Consider the following 18847-nt stretch of genomic DNA (forward strand, 5'->3'; position numbering starts at 1 on the left):
GAAAGAAAATGAAATCGATAACAATAATTAGTATAATATGTTTTATAGGCGTTGCAATGTTCGCACAGACAAATTTGAATTCAAATTTGACAGATGAAGAAATAAATGAGCTTACATCAAAACTCGCTATGAAACTTTTACTTAACGATTCGCAAAAATCTGCGATTTCGGGATTGCTAAAAACTTATGGAACTGAACTTCAAAAAATAACTGCAGGTTCCGGGGAAATCAGATTCAAGGATAAGCAAGATCTTATTTCTTCAATTAATTCTCAGGTTGAATCTCTTCTTGATTCGAAGCAAAAAATGAAATTCGACGTCCTGGAAAAAGATTGGTGGAGTTCTGTAAATGCAGAGGAAAGCGATTAAAAATTAATTGGGGGGAAATATTATCTATTAGTCTTTAATAAATATTTACATTACTATTGACAGGGGTCTGCATTCCAGGTATTTAATCCCTTAAACTTAACTTTTGGCCCTTTCAAAGGGTTCTCCCCTGCCCTTTGAAGCAAAAGGGTCGCGCCCAGTGTTTCCCCAACACTGGGTCGTTTTTTTTAAAATGGTTTATTGATAAAATTCAGATTAGAATTTAAGCAGTGAAGCACATTTAATTATTGCGGTTTCACTTCTTAGCCGGTTTGAAGATAATGAGAAATGGTTTTCGAGATTTACTTTTTCCATTTCGAGTTTATCGAAGCCGCCTTCAGGACCAAATAAAAAGTATACTGCTTCATTCGGATCCACATCACCTTCAAAAATTTTTGTTGATTTCTGATCGAACAAAATTTTCCGTCCTTCGTAACTAACAATGTCATTAAATGTAGCTGTGATTAGTTTTGGAAAAAATGCTCTTAACGATTGCTTCATTGCTGCAAGCGTAGTCTTTTGAAGTTTTTCCGGATTAACCTTTTTTGAAATTGTATATCTCGAAGTGAATAGTATAAAATTAGTAATCCCAAGTTCGACACATTTTTCAATTGCAAACTTAAGACGATCAACATTTTTTAATGAAGGGATACAAAACCAGATATTTTTATAATGATTATTAAACTGCTGGATATCTATAATTTTTGCAGATAATTCTGATTTAGTGATTCGGATTATTTCTGATCTGAATACGGTCCCTTCTCCATTCGTGACATACAAAGAATCATCCACAGAATGACGCATTACATTTACCGCGTGATGAAATTCTTCACCGGAAAGAGTTAATTCTCCAGTTTGAATTAATTCAGGTGGAGTAAAATATAATTCTATATCAGAAAGAAGCTCCAAGATCAAATATCCATTCAGTTTGTCCGTTATCGTTTATCGCAAACTCAAGTCTGCATATGAAATAAGGAAGAAGCAAAAATGAAAGACCAGTTCCATATCCAGTATTAAAATCCTTAATCTTCAAAGGATCACCGGAATTTCTTGTTATACCTGTATCACCAAACAATCCGGCAATAATCGCCACACGATATGATAAAAGAGAATTTGGAAGCAACGGAATCCAATAAAGATTTATTCTTGTTTCTTCAATGATTGGATAGTTAATCTCAACTGAGCCTAAAAATCTATCGTTGCCTTCGCTCTCACCATTTTGAAAATATCCGCGAACCCGGTCAGAATATCCAAGATAAGAATAATCGTAATAAGGTACGTTCTCACCGGCAGTATGCCTTAAAGAAATACGCCACTTTGCTGTAAACTTTTCAATAATTTTTCTGTACTCTCTGAAATCAAGATCAGCGACCCGATAATTAATTCCGTTTATTCCTAAACCTTTAAACTCTAAACCAATGAGAGTGTAAATTCCATTAGAGGCATACAAAGTCAGATCACGTGTGTCATATACATAGCTCGCACCAAGCACAACAGTTCTATCAATATTGCTTTCTGAAGCATTGACTCCTTCAAGATAAAATGGAGTTTCAACATAATCAAATCCTGATCTCAAATAAGTCCAATGATAATTTCCAAACCGCTTGCCAAGCTGAACTCGTGAAGTAAAAATTTTTTGTTCGAATTGAGCACCATAGAGTTGTTCAGCCTGACTGCTTTTATTTGTGGCTGTACTATATCCTAAGCGTATTTGAAAATTCAGATTCTGATCGTAAGATATGTTCGGATTGAAATATGAAAATCCAAAAGAGGGATCATACCCGAGTGAAAAAAAACCACTCAATGTTTCATTCCTTCCTCTGAAATTAAGAAGCGAAACGGATAGTCCATAAGATACTTTTTCCCAGTCCTTATCTTTTAATGTAACAAAAGGCAGCGGATAAATGTACCAGCTTTCTTCGATTAGAATTTCAAGTACGTTTATATCATTCAACCTAAATGGAATAAGTTTAACTTCGTTGAATATTCTTAAACTGTAAATTCGTTCGCGGTTATAAGTCGCTAAATGATGATCAAGAGTATCGCCGACTCCGAAGGTCAATTCTCTTAGGATAATAAAATCTTCAGTAATATCATTGCCAGTAATGAATATTGAATCGACGACAATGTCATATTCACCTTCATAGAAAAGAGTATCTGATTGGGCTTGTAAAAAGAATGGGAACAAAGTAAGGAAGATGATTCCCTTTATTGAGGATGATTTCATCTTCCTGTAAAGAAAATATTTCAGAATATTTTTAATCGACGGTTTCAGCTTAAACTTTTTTAATTTTGAGTGCACAAGTTAATCATCAAGCTGAAACAATCAAGTAAAATAATATTCTACTGACTTACTGTTTCCTGAACGTATTCTTCAATTGGGAGACAGCTGCAAACAAGGTTTCTGTCGCCGTATGCATTATCTACTCTTCTAACAGTCGGCCAGAATTTGCCGTCACGAGTGAAAGGAAGTGGATAAGCAGCTTTTTCTCTGCTGTAAGAATATTTCCATCCATCAGATATAACAGATCCCATTGTATGAGGAGAATTCTTCAGCACATTTTCTTCCTTACTGAATTTTCCTTGTTCAATCTCTCTTATCTCTTCTCTGATAGATATCAGTGCTTCACAGTATCTGTCAAGTTCGGCTTTTGATTCACTTTCTGTCGGTTCAACCATTAAAGTTCCGTGGACTGGAAATGAAACTGTTGGTGCGTGGAATCCATAATCCATTAATCGTTTTGAAATATCTTCAACTTCAATATTGCAGGAATGTTTAAACTCGTGCATATCAAAAATTAATTCGTGACCTACCCTGCCGTTCAATCCGGTGTAAAGAACTTTGTAAGTCTCTTTCAATCTTGCCATCATATAATTTGCATTGAGAATTGCAGCTTTGGAAGCTAAAGTTAATCCTTCTCCTCCCATCATTTTGATGTAAGCATAGGATATAATAGAAATAAGCGCACTTCCCCAAGGTCCGGATGAAACTGCAGTGATTGATTTATTCCGATTGATATTAACAACAGAATGTCCTGGTAAAAATTGGACTAAATGTTTTGCAACAGCGATTGGGCCAGCTCCCGGACCACCGCCGCCGTGAGGAATACAGAATGTTTTGTGCAGATTAAGATGACAAACATCCGCACCGATAATTCCCGGATTTGTTAATCCGAGCTGAGCATTCAGGTTTGCACCATCCATATAAACCTGACCGCCATTGTCGTGAATTATTTTACAAATCTCTGTCACACTTTCCTCAAAAACTCCGTGAGTTGAAGGGTACGTAATCATCAATGCTGAAAGATTTTGCTTGTGCTCTTCAGCTCTTGCTTTCAAATCTGCAACATCGATATTTCCGTGAACATCACACTTAACGACAACTACTTTCATTCCTGCCATAACTGCGCTTGCAGGATTTGTTCCGTGAGCAGATGAAGGAATGAGAACAACATTTCTGTTTGATTGGCCTTTATCTTTCTGATATGCTCTGATTACCATTAAGCCTGTGTATTCACCTTGTGCACCTGAATTCGGCTGAAGTGAAACAGCTTCGAATCCGGTGATCTCAGCAAGATCTTTTTCTAGTTCACTAAATATTTCAAGGTAACCTTCTGCCTGATCTTTAGGGACAAAAGGATGGATATGTGCAAACTCGTCCCATGTAAGTGCGATCATTTCTGTTGTTGCGTTCAATTTCATTGTGCAGGACCCGAGCGGGATCATTGAATGCGCAAGAGATAAATCTTTATTCTCTAATCTTTTCATATACCGAAGCATTTCAGTTTCAGTTCTGTACATACTGAAAACAGGATGTGTCAAATACGATGATGCTCTTGGCAACAGAATATCAAAATTCTTATCAGCTTTGGATGAAAGTTCTCTGATCATTTTATCGTCGACTGATTTACCAGTAACTGCTGCAAATATTTCAAGCAGCTTTCTGATATCTCTTTCCTCAACAGTCTCAGCAAAAGCAATTCCGATGTGAGTATCATCAATGTATCTGAAATTTACCCATCGCTTCAAAGCTTCTGTTCTAATTTTTTCAAGAGTTGCTTTGTCTGTTTCAACTAGAAGAGTATCGAAGTAATGCTTGTTCAATTGTTTAAATCCGAATTGAGCTAAAGCAAGATCGAGCATTTTCGCAAACTTATTTATTCTCAGAGCGATTGATTTCAATCCTTCTGCGCCATGATAAACGGCATAGAAACCAGCCATAACAGCAAGAAGAACTTGTGCAGTACAAATATTGCTTGTCGCTCTTTCACGTTTAATGTGCTGTTCTCGTGTCTGCAGAGCCATTCTTAAAGCTCTGTTGCCATCAGCATCGACGGAAACACCGATAATTCTTCCAGGAAGACTGCGTTTGTATTCTTCTTTTGTCGCAAAGTATGCTGCGTGCGGACCACCAAGTCCCATAGGAATTCCAAATCTTTGCGAACTTCCGACAACACAATCAGCACCAAATTCTCCCGGTGGTTTTAACAAAGTTAAACTCAACAAATCAGCAGCTACAACTTTGAATATTTTCTTATCACTTGCTTGTTTAAAGAGTGAAGTATAATCTCTTACTTCGCCATAACCGGCAGGATACTGGACTAAAATTCCAAAAATATCATCTGTCAATTGTGCATCCCTTGCCCGACCAATTCGTATCTCAATACCTAGTGGATTTGATCTGGTTTTAAGTACATCCAGCGTTTGAGGATAAACTTCTTCCGAGACAAAAAATACATTCGCATTCTTTTTTTCCTTTGGACGGAGAGAATAAAACATACTCATTGCTTCTGCTGCGGCTGTTCCTTCATCAAGCAAGGAAGCGTTTGCAATTTCCATTGCAGTTAAATCTGAAATTACCGTCTGGAAATTCAATAATGCTTCGAGTCTGCCTTGCGCGATTTCTGCCTGGTATGGAGTGTACTGCGTGTACCATCCGGGATTTTCAAGAATATTTCTTTGAATTACTGTAGGAAGGATTGATGGATAATATCCCATTCCTATATATGATTTATAGACTTTATTCTTGAGTGAAATATTTTTCAAGTCCTCGAGGAAGATATGTTCATTTACAGGAGGAGTTAATGCTAAAGGTTCTTTAAGTCTGATATTTTTAGGTACCGTTTGATCAATTAAGTCATCTACTGAATTGGCACCGCAGGCTTTTGCCATTTCGTTTCTTTCATCTTGATTTGGACCGATATGCCTGTTAACAAATTTATCGGGGTGATCGAATTCTTTCATTGGTTGCTCTCTTTGAATAATATATGAGTGTTAAGAACAGAAAAATTTTGTATAACAAATTTAAGTAAATAAGGGAAATTATTTCAGGGAGAAATTGTTGGATTTAGAATAAGAAATTTGATTCAAACCTTTTTTAATGCAACCTGTGCAGCATTCTGCTCAGCTTCTTTTTTGCTTTTACCTTTACCTTCGCCAAGAACTTTTTCACCGATTATAACTTCGGCGGTGAATGTTTTATCGTGATGAGGTCCATCTTCACTTATAATCTGGTAAATAGGTATTGCAAGCTTGTTTGCCTGTGCATATTCAAGAAGCTGGCTTTTATAATTTTCATCAACCAGATGCTCGCCGTTCTTTAATGCGGGCTCGAGAATTTTCTTTTGAATAAATTGCTTGCAAGTCTCAATTCCTTTGTCAAGATAGATTGCACCAATTAATGCTTCAAGCGCGTCTGAGAGCATTGACTTGGAATTATGGGTAATTGATTTCGGAAGGTTGCTTCCTAAAATTAGAAATTCTGCAAGGTTCATTTCTTCAGCAACAAGACTTAACGCATTTCTGTTAACAAGTTTTGCTCTTACTTTAGTAAGAAAGCCTTCTTCTTCTTTCGGGAATTTGTTGAAAAGATATTCACCAATTACCAGATTCAAAACAGAATCACCCAAAAACTCAAGCCGTTCATTTGAAAAAGAGAATTGTTCATTCTCTTCAAGGAAAGATCTATGAATTAATGCTTCAACGTAAATATTTTTATCACCAATAGTTGCGCCGATTATTTTTTCGAGCTGTGTGAATTTTTCCGGGGGAAATGAGGATTGAATTTCCTTAGATATGAAATCCTTTTTTTGCGGCTTAAAAAAATCTAGGAGCCGCGAGAAGCCAGAAGCCAAATTTAGTTCTCAAACTTTTTGAACAACAGAGAAGCATTATGCCCTCCGAATCCAAATGTGTTGCTTATTGCGTACTTAATTTCTTTTTTAGTTGCTTTTAACGGACTATAATTTAAATCGCATTCAGGATCAGGATTAGTAAGATTTATTGTCGGCGGAACCAGACTATTTTCAATCGCCATTACTGTTGCGATTGCTTCAATTCCTCCGGCAGCGCCAAGTAAATGTCCCGTCATCGACTTGGTTGAATCAACAATCAACTTATAAGCATGATCACCAAATAAATTCTTTATCGCTTTGGTTTCATTCATATCGTTCAGTTCGGTCGAAGTTCCGTGAGCATTTATGAAATCAATATCTTCTTTTGAAATATCAGCATCCCTGATTGCTTCTCTCATCGATCTGAAAGCACCTTCACCTTCAGGAGCCGGTGCAGTTATATGGTGTGCATCTCCTGTCAATCCAACACCAACGATTTCACCGTGAATTTTTGCACCTCTTTTTACAGCGTGTTCATAGTCTTCCAATACAAGTGTACCTGCTCCTTCACCCATTACAAAACCGTTTCTATCTTTATCGAAAGGACGGGATGCTTCTTTGTAACGATCATTCCATTCCGACAATGCTTTCATAGAATTGAAGCCGCCAATTGAAATTTCGGTGATCGCAGCTTCTGAACCGCCGCACATCATTAAATCAACACTGCCCCGTTGAATCAGAAAGAAAGCATCTGCAATTGCATGTGATGCAGTAGCACAAGCTGAAGTCGTTGCATAGTTAGGACCTTTTAATCCAAACCGAATGGATATCTGTCCAGCAGCAATATCAGAAATCATCATCGGGACAAAAAATGGACTTATCTTGTGAGGATCAAGTCCATTAAAATAATTGAAATGCTGTTCCTGAAGAGTTCTCATTCCACCAATACCGCTTCCGTAAATCACACCAAAACGGTCTTTATCAATTTGCTCAAGATCAAGTCCGGAATCCTTCATTGCCATATCTGAAGTAGCAACTGCAAACTGGCAGAAACGGTCCATTCTTCTAGCTGATTTCTTATCAAAATAATCTTCAGGATTAAAGTTTTTTACCTCTGCAGCAAATTTTGTATCGAACTTCGTTGTATCGAAGTGTGTGATGAGATCAATTCCATTTCTTCCTTCAATTAATCCTTGCCAGTATTCCTGCAAACCAATTCCAATAGGTGAAACGACACCCATTCCGGTAATTAAAACCCGTCTTTTTTTATACATATAATTCTCCCGGGAAATGAATAGAGTTCATCTTAAATTGAAAGAAATGATAAATAAGTAAAATATTACTTTAGATTAGCTAAGTTTTTCAGTTAAATATTTAACAGCATCGCCAACGGTTCCAATCTTCTCAGCGTCCTCATCCGGAATGGAAATAGAAAAAGCACTCTCAAAGCCCATAACGAGCTCAACGATATCCAATGAATCAGCACCTAAATCATTAATGAATGAAGCTGTTGGTGTGATCTGAGATTCCTCAACACCTAATTTGTCCATAATTATTTCGTGTACTTTAGCTTCGACGTCCATTTTAACTCTCCTAAATTAGTTTGTGATTAGAGTTTATTTTATCTAATAATTGTTAATTATTGTTCAAATTTAAGCAAAACAGCCTTTATTTAACAAACGACCACCTGAATTAAAGTTACATCGTCATTCCGCCATCAACGGCGATAACCTGTCCTGTGATATAATCTGCTTCAGGACTGCAAAGAAACCCAACAACTTTTGCGATATCTTCTGGCTTACCCATCCTTCCCATAGGAATCATATCAGTCAATTTTTTTCTTTGCTCTTCTGCTAGCTTTGCTGTCATATCTGTTTCAATGTATCCGGGAGCTACAGCATTCACAGTAATATTTCTTGATGCAAGCTCTCGCGCCATCGACTTGGTAAAGCCAATTACTCCAGCTTTTGACGCAGCGTAATTTGCCTGGCCGGGATTACCTATTATTCCAACGACAGAAGAAATATTTACTATTCTTCCATACTTCTGCTTAATCATATGTCTGATTACAGCTTTGGTATAATTGAAAACACTTTTCAGATTTGCATTAATTACATCATCGAAATCTTTTTCAGTCATTCTCAGCAGAAGGTTGTCACGGGTTATTCCAGCATTGTTGATCAGGATATCAACACCACCCAGTTTATCAACTGCTTCCTGAACAGTTGCTTCAGCTTGCTCAAGCGAAGTTGCATCGGCTTTAAACGCTAAAATTTTTGTTGCAGGATTATGGATTTCAGCCTGCAGTTCTTCCGCACATTCATCGCAGCTATTGTAAATGAAAGCTACATCTGAAAAAAGAACTCCGCAACAGCTTTTTGATGCAAGCTCCTTTACGATTGCTCTTCCAATTCCTCGGGTACCTCCTGTAACGATAGCTCTCTTATTTGGCAACATTTTCTTTTTCTCCGATATTAATTTCGTTCAGATATTCTTCACGATAATTTTTTAGTTCTTCAAATCCTTCCTCACCGAGAAAATGCCTTAATTCTTGCTGACATGCTTCAAACATCGTCAAATTGTTATTTGAATTGACATTACAATATGGTAGTCTTTCAATATGCTCGGTATCGATTGTCAATGCACCTTCAAAAGTAGTAAGCGGAAACAGGACGCAGTAAACAGGCTTATACTTCCATTTGTATTCACCTTCCTGCATAGCAATTTTTTGAAGCGTACACAGACCGTTTTTATCAAGAAATGTACATTTACCATTTATTACTTCTGTTCCAACCGCAATACCTGATTCGAAATCCTCATCCTTTTCAGGAGGTTCGAACCAAGTGTTTATATCTTTTGATTGAGTCTCATCCATATTCTCAATTATTTTATCTTTCATTGAAAGAATAGTTTCGTATTCTTTATAATCGGAATAAACACCGTAATAGCAGCATTCTCCGGGGCAATTACACGTGAATTTATATGTAAAAATCTGTGGATCAATGAACCAGCCATTAATTTTTTTTGTGAAACCTGAATTGGAATTAGCTTGAATCTCGCTCATTAAATATACTTCTCCACATCTTCAAATTTATCTATGCCAAATCTTTTGACATCCGGATTTATTCTCTTTACCAAACCTTGAAGAACATTCCCCGGACCGATTTCATAAAATTCTTCAATTCCATCATCTATCATATTTCTGATTGTTTCTTCCCACCGAACAGGTGCGGTTATTTGTTCATACAATTTGTTTTTTATTTCAGTGACTCCTTTAACAGCTTTTGCTGTAACATTTGTATACACGGGGAATTTTGAATTGTAAAAATTAGTTATACTGAGAGCTGTGTTTAATTTCTCCTTAGCAGATAACATAAGCGGTGAATGAAATGCTGCACTAACGACAAGTTCTTTCACCATTTTTGCACCGGCAGATTTACAAAGTTCCATCGCTTTCTGCACACCGGCAACTGAGCCTGAAATCACAATCTGTCCTGGAGAATTAAAATTAGCACATTGTACTACACCATTAGCAGACGCTTCAGTGCAAAGATTTTCTACTTTATCTGGTTCCATTCCGATTATTGCTGCCATCGTACCTTTATTTTCATCGCCGGCTTCCTGCATAGCAAGTCCTCTGGCACGAACAAGTTTAATAGCTTCGTGAAACTGAATTGTTCCTGAAGCTACATAAGCTGAGTATTCACCAAGAGAATGACCAGCGGCTGCATTGGCATCGATTGTTCTAATTATGCTCGCTAAAATTACACTATGAAGAAAAATTGCTGGTTGTGTGTATTGAGTTTGTTTCAGTTCATCTTCTGGACCGTTGAACATAATGTATGATAGATTGATTCCGAGGATGTCGTCGGCAGTTCTGATCATTTCTTTAGCTTCAACAGATTTATCAAAGAGATCTTTTGCCATACCAACGTATTGAGATCCCTGTCCTGGAAATATGAAAGCTCTTTTGCTCATCAATCAATTGCCCAAACAATATAACATGCACCCCAGGTATAGCCCGCCCCGAAGGCTGATAAAATCAATTTATCACCTTTCTTTATTTTACCATTTCTGTAATATTCGACTAAACAAGATGGAATCGTTGCAGCAGTAGTGTTGCCATATCTGTCGATATTGATCATAACTTTCTCTTTACTCAATCCCATTCGCTCAGCGGTTGCATCGATAATTCTTAAGTTAGCCTGATGTGGCACTAGGTAAGCTATGTCTTCTGCTTTAAGATTATTTTTTTGCATTAATTCATATGACACATCTGCCATTCCTTTTACTGCAACTTTAAAAACAGCTTTACCATCCTGAAAAAGATAATGCATCTTTTTATCAACTGTTTCGTGAGTTGGTGGATTAAGACTTCCTCCACCTTTCATATGAAGGGCAGATTCTCCGGAACCATCAACACGTAGGATTGAATCCCGTAAACCGAGAGTTTTATCTTCACCGGGTTCAATGAGAACTGCAGCGCCACCGTCGCCAAAAAGGATACAATTATTTCGATCTGTATAATCTACGATTGAGCTCATTTTATCGGCACCAATAACCATAACTTTTTTATACTGTCCACTTTCAATCAGGGAACAGCCGGTTTGAAAAGCGAATAAGAACCCTGAACAAGCGGCTTCAAGATCAAATCCCCATGCATTGGTGGCTCCAATTTTTCTCTGAACAATACAAGCCGTTGCCGGGAAAAACATATCAGGTGTTACAGTCGCAACTATAATACAGTCGATTTCTTCTGCATTTACTTTATGCTTTTCTATTAAATCCAATGCAGCATTTGTAGCCAGATCACTCGTTGCACCTTTTTCAAGAATTCTTCTCTCCTTAATTCCTGTTCTTGTTAAAATCCAATCTTCATTTGTTTCAACAATTGATTCGAAAAATTTATTGTCGTATACTTTTTCGGGAAAGTACATCCCAACCGCTGTTATAATTGCATTAAACTTTTTATCCTGAGGCATTTTATTCCGTAATTATTTTGAAAGTGAATAATCTGAAATTGCTTCGGTCATTTTTCTTACTAATTTTTTCTGGTGCATTTCGTTTGCTCGAAGGACCATATTCTTAATTGCTTTGACACTGCTTGAGCCGTGACCGATTATACTAATTCCGTTTACACCAAGTAAAGGCACTCCGCCGTACTCCTGATAATCAAGACTTTTCAAAGATTTTTCAAAACTCCCTTTGAGAGTCCAATTAAGATTTTATCAAAAAAACTCTTTTCGGCTGTTTTCATTAACAAATGTTTTAAAAGTTTTGGAACTGATTCACCAAACTTTAAAATAATGTTGCCAACATACCCATCACAAACAACAACATCAACATTTCCTGCGAGTATATCCCTTCCTTCAACATTACCGATAAAATTTAATTTTGATTCCCTCAACAATTTTGCAGCAGCCTCAGTAACTTCGTTTCCTTTTCCTTCTTCTTCACCCATGCTGAGAACACCTACTCTTGGATTATGAAGACCACCCATTTCTCTCGCAAAGATAGTTCCCATCACAGCATATTCAAAAAGATGGATTGGCTTTGAATCCTTGCTTGCACCGACATCATACAAATAACAAATACCGTTTACGTTCGGCATTTCAGCACCAATAGTTGGTCTGCCAAGCCCAGGAATTCTTCCGATTATCAATGTGGAAGCTGCCATCATTGCACCGGTGTTTCCTGCACTAACAAATGCATCAGCTTTTTTATCTCGTACCATTTGTGCCCCAATAACAATTGACGAATTTGGTTTGGATTTCAGCGAAGCGGCAGGACTATCGCCCATCTCAATCACTTCATCAGCATTTAAAATAAATTCATCCGGAAATGAAATGTTATTGGAGGAAAAGACTTCATTAATTTTTTTCTTTTGACCGACAAGGTAAAGATCATAGCTTTTCTTTTCAGAATATGCTTCAATAGCTCCAAGCACAGCATTTGCGGGAGCAAAATCTCCACCCATTGCATCAACTACAATTCTGCAACGTGAAGAATTGTCGCTGGAATTAATCATCTATGTAATTAAATAAAGAATCAGCTTTTCGGTATGAACATCGAGCGACCGCTATAATATCCACACGAAGGGCAAGCACGATGTGTTAGTTTTATTTCACCGCAATTTGAGCAAACACCCATCGATGGCGCTGATGCTTTGTAATGAGTTCTTCTTTTGTCTCGTCTGCTCTTAGACATTTTACGTTTTGGATTTGGCATTTTATCTCAGACCTTAGTTTTTAATTATTATTTGATTTCAATTTTTTCAATGGTTCCCATCTCGAATCAACTTTTTCTTCTACGCAATTACAGGGACCATCATTTAGATTTTTACCACATTTTGAACAAAGCCCTTTACAATCTTCCGAACACAATTTTTTCATAGGAACAGCTAACAAAGCATAATCTCTTACATCCTTATCAAGTTCAATTTTATCCGTATCGGGATGAAGAATTACCACTTCTTCTTTTTCATTATCGGAATCATCTGAGCTCACACGAAAAAGATAGACCATTCTGAAATTGCTGATAATTTCCGTTTGAAATTCCTTAGCACATCTGTCACAGATAAAATTACCCGTTATTCCTGTTTTTGAATCCAGAATAATTTGATTATCAAACTTTGTAAGAGCAACTTTTACTTGGTAATTGCCTACGTATGGCTCAAAAATATCAATATCACTCGCCTTACCTTCAAAATCATAGTCATATGTGCCATTAGAGAGGCTAGAAACCTTAATTTTAATCATTTTCGTATGAAATCGAGTGAAAAATGGCTACAAATATATTCATTGAATAAAAGATATACAAGCAAAAGAATGCTGTATAAATTCGTGTTGATTTTACAATTCTCACCTTTTATGGATAAGATTAACAAGCGATAATCCTTCTTTAAGTAGTGACAATTATTCCTAAAATTACTTATCGTTTATAAGATCAATTTTTTCTTTATTTACTATCTTAAGACCTGAGATTTCTAACATTATTTTTCCCGTTACTAATGCTGATTGTTAACAATCTGGTAAAAAATTATAACACTGTGCATGCGGTTGATGAACTTTCTTTTCAGGTCCGTCCAGGATGTATATTTGGCTTACTCGGACCAAATGGTGCTGGAAAAACTACAACGTTAAGAACAATCCTCAATATCATCAAACCAACATCCGGTGAAATACTTTTTGATAATAAGCCGATAACTTACGAGTATTATAATCTAATCGGTTATCTGCCTGAAGAAAGAGGATTGTATAGAAGAAGCAAGGTAATCGATGTCTTGATATATTTTGCCGGATTAAAAAATGTAGAAAAGAATGATGCAGTAAAACTTGCTGATGTTTGGTTGAAGAAATTGCACATCTATGAACAGAGAGATAAAAAAATTGAGCAGCTTTCAAAAGGTAATCAGCAGAAAGTTCAATTAATTGCTGCTGTACTTCATAATCCGAGACTTTTGATTCTTGACGAGCCATTCACGGGTTTTGATCCTATCAATCAACAGGAAGTAAAAAATATAATCTTATCATTCGTATCTGAAGGAAAAACAATTATTCTTTCTACGCATTTAATGGATCTTGCGGAAAAATTATGTGAGGACATTTTACTAATCAATAATGGAAGAGCAATCAGTTTGGGGAATCTTTCTGTCATTAAGAAGAATTTCGGTGGGAATAACATTAGAATCAGTGTACAAAAAGACTACAGTACGTTTAAATCTTTTCCCGAAATTATAAAAATGGAAATATTTAATAACTATGCGGAAATTCAATTGAAAGATGAGATTAAACCTTCTCATTTTCTTAAAAAAATAATCGAGTTTACAGAAGTAAATCATTTTTCAATAATTGAACCTTCGCTGAATAAAATTTTTATTGATTTGATAAAACAGAAACAGGACTAATGATCAAGAAAATAATAACAATTGCAAAATGGGAATATCTGGAAAAGGTAAAGACAAAAGCATTTATTATTTCGTTGATCATTACTCCAATAATTATTGTTTCAATAACGATTCTTCCAACGCTTATTTTTCGAGATGAAAGCCCAAATACAGAAATGATAGGTATATTGGATACTTCCGGGAAGTATTTTGATTTTCTTCGTGAAGAGCTGGAGAAATATGAATTGCCTGATGGTCAGAAAAATTACGTGATTCTGAATTTTTATCAACCCGGAAATTCTTTTGAAGAGATGACCGGAGATGCCGATAAAAGTGTTTTCGATAAAATAATAAACGGTTATTTAGTAATCGGATCAAATGAGGGAGATTCAATTACCGCAGAGTTCAGAAGCAATCAGATAGGAAATTTTAAAATCGTTGGAAGGTTGGAAGAAGCATTACACAATTTCAGAATGAACCAAATATTCGAACAAGCTGGTATAAGAACAAATATACTAGATCAAATTCAGGAAAAAATATTTGTACAACAGAAAAAAATTTCTAAGGACGGAAAGATTTCAGATATGGATTTCTTCACAACATTTTTTCTATCGATTGTTTTTGTCCTTTTACTTATGATGATGGTAGTTTATTCAGGACAAATGTTAGTTAGAAGTCTGATTGAAGAAAAGTCAAGCCGACTAATCGAAATGCTTATTTCCAGCAGCACTCCCGATGAACTTCTTACTGGGAAAATTTTAGGTCTGAGCATGTTAGGACTTACACAAATGATGATCTGGATTTTGATTGGAATCAGTTTCACTGCCAGCTCATTAATTCCTGTTAGTGCATTCAAGAATTTAATACCTATTCTAATCTTCTTCATTCTTGGTTTTCTGTTTTACTCGAGTTTGTTTGTTGGAATTGGTTCCACCGTGAACACCGAACAAGAAGCACAACATATAACAACTTACCTTAGTTTGATTTTGATGCTACCGATTGTGATTGCGATGCCGGCAATTCAGAATCCGGATTTTTTGCTGACTAAAATATTTTCATACATACCGCTCACTATTCCAACCGTTATGATACTCCGACTAAATGTTGAAGATATATCGACCATAGAAATATTAGTCACTCTTGGAATTCTTATTATTTCGACTTTTATTGTTACGAAAATCAGCGCAAAAGTTTTCAGGATAGGTATTTTATCTTATGGAAACAGACCAACCTTAAAAGAATTAATCAACTGGATTAAGGAATAGATTTATTTTGGCAATAAATTTTTTCAGATGGCAAAAGACACAATTTTAATTTTCGTAAACTCACCTATTCTTAATCCAAGGGAAATAATTCCATATCCAAATTTATCTACTAATTATTCTGTGTATTTAAACACGCTGCTCTTCTCAAATTGGTTTGATATATTATCCGAAACTCAAAACAAATTTGATATTTCCATCTTTATGAATGAATTAGACAAAGAATATCTTCCCAGATACATATTACCAAATGAAGCGAATCCGGTTTTTTATAAGAATGAACTGATTGGTGAAGAATTCCAGAATACTTTTATTAGCCGGTCTTCAAATGCAGAGTCAAAAACTTTGGTTTTATTTTTTAATTCAATCGGCCTTAAAATGGATGAGATATTCAGGCTATTTAGTCTCATTCAAATTGATGAACAAACGTTTGCAATTGGGAAATCTGACACTCAAAAGATAAATTGTGTTTGTATGAAACAATCAGATGTAGAAATTCCTGGGTTATTTATTAAGGCAGAAAGGAATTATCAAACATTCCTCAAACTGATGAGCGATAAAGATTATTTTGTTCACACAATAAAAAACTTTTTATCTATCGATGACTTCGAAGACATTAAAAAACTTTATATTGAACTATCAAAAAAAGAAAGTCTATCATATTGCAGTCAGAAAATGCATGAGAGTTTTAACGATTTATTTATCGAATACAAAGAGCTTTTAAATGTCTAAAATCGGAATTTTCGGAGGAACATTTGATCCAATTCATCTCGGACATTTAATTACAGCACAGTCTGTAAAAGAAATCCGTGATCTTGATAAAATTATTTTTATACCGGCATATATTTCTCCGCACAAAACCGATGCGAAACCAAGTTCACCGGATGATCGCCTGAATATGATAAAAATTGCTGTTGAAGAAATTCCATTTTTTGATTACTCGGATATTGAAATAAAAAAAGGTGGAATTTCATATACTGTCGATACTCTCAGAGAACTAAAAAAATGTTATGATAAAATTGAATTTATAATCGGTTATGACAATATTTTCACATTCCATACCTGGAAGGAACCGGATCAAATATTCAAACTCGCAGATGTAATTGTGCTGAAACGAAAGTCATCACACCCTCCGCAGTTTGAAGATAAGTATTATCGGCAAGCTGTATTTGTTCAGACAAGAGGAATAGAAATTAGTGCAACGGATATCCGCGAGAGAGTCAATAAAGGATTGCCCATTAATTTTCTTGTTCCACCAAAAGTAATGGAATATATTTTCAATCATAAATTATACATCGAATAAATGAAAATTCTTATTACAGGCGGGGCAGGTTTTATTGCTTCGCAAATTGCAGATGCATATTTAAGAGAAGGACACGAAGTTTATATATTAGATAATCTTTCCACCGGATTCTTAAAGAATGTAAATCCTTCTGCTCATTTCGTTAAAGCTGATATATCTTCTCCATCAGTGCTGGATTTATTTGATAAAGTAAAATTTGATGTTGTAAACCATCATGCAGCTCAGATCGATGTAAGAAAATCAGTAAATGATCCGGTCTTCGATGCAAATACGAATATTCTTGGAACAATCAACCTGTTACAGGCATGTATCAAAACCGGAGTGAAAAAATTTATGTTTGCATCGACCGGCGGAGCTGTTTACGGCGAACAGGAATACTTCCCTGCCGATGAAAAGCATCCAACCAATCCGGTTTCACCTTATGGAATAACTAAGCTTTCGATAGAAAAATATTTATACTTTTATAAGAATGAGTATGGTTTGAAGTATACAATTCTGCGATATGCAAATGTTTATGGACCGAGGCAAAATCCATTTGGCGAAGCAGGTGTTGTTGCAATCTTTACTAACAAGCTGTTAAGAAAAGAAAATCCAATTATAAATGGAGATGGAAAACAAACACGCGATTATGTTTTTGTTGAAGATGTCGTTAAAGCTAATGTAACGACTCTAACTGATGATTCATCGGAAATATATAATGTCGGGACAGGAATTGAAACCAGCGTGAAGGATTTATTTAAAAAGTTGAATCACATTGCAGGAATAAAGCTGAAGAGAAACACGGGCCGGCACCAAAAGGTGAACAGGCAAGAAGTGTAATCTCATCAGAAAAACTGTATAATACTTTTAACTGGAAACCCTCAGTAACAATTGATGAGGGACTTAGAAAGACTTTCGAATTTTTTAAATCAAATATTTGACAGCGAATTTGTCATACAAAAAATTAACAGAAAAAGTTTTCATCAATGACAGAAGAAAAGTTGCAAGAGCAATTTCGATAGTTGAAGACTATACTTCAGATGCTGCACAGCTTTTAAAAGAAATTTACTCAAGAGTTGGTACAGCTTATAGAATTGGAATAACAGGTCCTCCCGGCGCAGGGAAAAGCACTATAACAAACCAATTGACAAAATTATTTCGTAAAGCTGATAAAAAAGTTGGAATAATTGCAGTAGATCCGACCAGCCCATTTACCGGTGGTGCTTTGCTCGGCGATAGAATAAGAATGAACGAAGTCGGAAACGATGAAGGTGTATTCATCAGAAGTATGGCGACGAGAGGAAGTCTCGGTGGATTAAGTAAAAAAGCAATTGATGCAGCCGATGTCCTCGACGCAGCAGGCTATGAATACATTTTACTTGAAACAGTTGGTGTTGGTCAGTCAGAGCTTGATATTGTTCAGGCTGCTGATACAACTATTGTTGTTCTTGTACCTGAATCAGGAGATTCTGTGCAGGCAATGAAAGCCGGATTGATGGAAATCGCTGATTTCTTTGTGTTGAATAAAAGTGACAGACCCGGAGCCGATCAGGCTGTTGCTTCACTTCAAACTACTTTGATGATGAAGGATCATGATGAAAAATCATGGATGCCGGGTATTATCAAAACAGTTGCTGCCGAAAATAAAGGAATGGATGAAGTCCTTGCAGAGATTGAAAGACATCGGAAATTTATGGAGGTTCAAAATCTTTTTTTAAAGAAAAGAGAGAAGCAGGCTAAAAACAGGATCAAAGAAATTGTTGAGAATAAAATCAGAGAAGAATTGTGGAGCGAAAGTGGTGAAAAATCTTTAAATTCAACAGTAGAAAAAGTTATTCTTGGCAATTTATCACCATATCATATTGCGGAAGAAATAATTGAGAATTTTATCGGCAAAAAAGCAATTAAGTAACTCAGCAACCTTAAGAATATTTTGAGGG

Annotated in this window: 18 protein-coding genes and 2 pseudogenes; 7 read left to right on the forward strand and 13 right to left on the reverse strand. The window is 36.0% G+C overall.

The window, feature by feature from the left end:
- Positions 1–8 precede the first annotated feature (8 nt).
- Positions 9–368, forward strand: a complete 360-nt coding sequence (locus IPM14_06740; GenBank protein ID MBK9097818.1) for a hypothetical protein — start codon at positions 9–11, stop codon at positions 366–368.
- 213 nt (positions 369–581) lie between these two features.
- Here the strand turns inward: IPM14_06740 and IPM14_06745 are convergent, their stop codons facing one another.
- From IPM14_06745 to IPM14_06805, 13 genes and pseudogenes are all read right to left on the reverse strand, one after another.
- Positions 582–1274, reverse strand: a complete 693-nt coding sequence (locus IPM14_06745) for a 16S rRNA (uracil(1498)-N(3))-methyltransferase (GenBank protein ID MBK9097819.1) — start codon at positions 1272–1274, stop codon at positions 582–584.
- Positions 1258–2667, reverse strand: a complete 1410-nt coding sequence (locus IPM14_06750; GenBank protein MBK9097820.1) for a BamA/TamA family outer membrane protein — start codon at positions 2665–2667, stop codon at positions 1258–1260. Before IPM14_06750 ends, IPM14_06745 begins: the two co-directional genes overlap by 17 nt.
- 41 nt (positions 2668–2708) lie before the next feature.
- Positions 2709–5609 (reverse strand): aminomethyl-transferring glycine dehydrogenase, encoded by a 2901-nt coding sequence (gcvP, locus tag IPM14_06755; GenBank protein MBK9097821.1) that lies wholly within the window; start codon positions 5607–5609, stop codon positions 2709–2711.
- Between the two features lie 122 nt (positions 5610–5731).
- On the reverse strand, positions 5732–6499 hold the full coding sequence (gene rnc, locus IPM14_06760) for a ribonuclease III (protein MBK9097822.1): 768 nt from the start codon (positions 6497–6499) through the stop codon (positions 5732–5734).
- A gap of 2 nt (positions 6500–6501) precedes the next feature.
- Positions 6502–7752, reverse strand: a complete 1251-nt coding sequence (gene fabF / locus IPM14_06765) for a beta-ketoacyl-ACP synthase II (GenBank protein MBK9097823.1) — start codon at positions 7750–7752, stop codon at positions 6502–6504.
- Positions 7753–7827: 75 nt separating this feature from the next.
- Positions 7828–8061: an acyl carrier protein gene (locus tag IPM14_06770; GenBank protein ID MBK9097824.1), complete on the reverse strand. Its 234-nt coding sequence runs from the start codon at positions 8059–8061 to the stop codon at positions 7828–7830.
- A gap of 115 nt (positions 8062–8176) precedes the next feature.
- Positions 8177–8935 (reverse strand): 3-oxoacyl-[acyl-carrier-protein] reductase, encoded by a 759-nt coding sequence (gene fabG / locus IPM14_06775; GenBank protein ID MBK9097825.1) that lies wholly within the window; start codon positions 8933–8935, stop codon positions 8177–8179.
- Complete coding sequence (locus tag IPM14_06780; protein ID MBK9097826.1) at positions 8922–9542, reverse strand: DUF3109 family protein; 621 nt, start codon at positions 9540–9542, stop codon at positions 8922–8924. Before IPM14_06780 ends, fabG begins: the two co-directional genes overlap by 14 nt.
- Positions 9542–10456 (reverse strand): ACP S-malonyltransferase, encoded by a 915-nt coding sequence (gene fabD / locus IPM14_06785; protein MBK9097827.1) that lies wholly within the window; start codon positions 10454–10456, stop codon positions 9542–9544. Before fabD ends, IPM14_06780 begins: the two co-directional genes overlap by 1 nt.
- Entirely contained in the window at positions 10456–11460 is a 1005-nt protein-coding gene (locus IPM14_06790) for a ketoacyl-ACP synthase III (GenBank protein ID MBK9097828.1), read from the reverse strand. The genes fabD and IPM14_06790 overlap by 1 nt, the downstream gene beginning before the upstream one ends.
- Before the next feature lie 12 nt (positions 11461–11472).
- Positions 11473–12506 (reverse strand): annotated as a pseudogene (plsX, locus tag IPM14_06795) (phosphate acyltransferase PlsX).
- Positions 12507–12526: 20 nt separating this feature from the next.
- A complete protein-coding gene (gene rpmF, locus IPM14_06800; GenBank protein ID MBK9097829.1) occupies positions 12527–12706 on the reverse strand; it encodes a 50S ribosomal protein L32 in 180 nt (59 codons plus the stop codon).
- A gap of 20 nt (positions 12707–12726) precedes the next feature.
- Entirely contained in the window at positions 12727–13236 is a 510-nt protein-coding gene (locus IPM14_06805; GenBank protein MBK9097830.1) for a DUF177 domain-containing protein, read from the reverse strand.
- A 251-nt stretch (positions 13237–13487) separates the two neighbouring features.
- Between IPM14_06805 and IPM14_06810 the strand changes: the two genes are divergently transcribed.
- The 6 genes and pseudogenes from IPM14_06810 (at position 13488) to meaB (ending at position 18819) form a co-directional block, all read left to right on the forward strand.
- Positions 13488–14384: an ATP-binding cassette domain-containing protein gene (locus tag IPM14_06810; GenBank protein ID MBK9097831.1), complete on the forward strand. Its 897-nt coding sequence runs from the start codon at positions 13488–13490 to the stop codon at positions 14382–14384.
- On the forward strand, positions 14384–15628 hold the full coding sequence (locus IPM14_06815; protein ID MBK9097832.1) for an ABC transporter permease: 1245 nt from the start codon (positions 14384–14386) through the stop codon (positions 15626–15628). Before IPM14_06810 ends, IPM14_06815 begins: the two co-directional genes overlap by 1 nt.
- Before the next feature lie 27 nt (positions 15629–15655).
- Entirely contained in the window at positions 15656–16357 is a 702-nt protein-coding gene (locus IPM14_06820; protein MBK9097833.1) for a hypothetical protein, read from the forward strand.
- Positions 16350–16928 carry a nicotinate-nucleotide adenylyltransferase gene (locus tag IPM14_06825; protein ID MBK9097834.1) on the forward strand — a complete coding sequence of 193 codons (579 nt, stop codon included), beginning with the start codon at positions 16350–16352 and terminating at the stop codon, positions 16926–16928. Before IPM14_06820 ends, IPM14_06825 begins: the two co-directional genes overlap by 8 nt.
- Positions 16929–17848, forward strand: a pseudogene (locus IPM14_06830) (NAD-dependent epimerase/dehydratase family protein).
- Positions 17849–17856: 8 nt separating this feature from the next.
- Positions 17857–18819: a methylmalonyl Co-A mutase-associated GTPase MeaB gene (meaB, locus tag IPM14_06835; protein MBK9097835.1), complete on the forward strand. Its 963-nt coding sequence runs from the start codon at positions 17857–17859 to the stop codon at positions 18817–18819.
- Positions 18820–18847: the final 28 nt, after the last annotated feature.

This window comes from bacterium (assembly GCA_016716565.1).
GTDB lineage: Bacteria > Bacteroidota > Ignavibacteria > Ignavibacteriales > Ignavibacteriaceae > IGN2.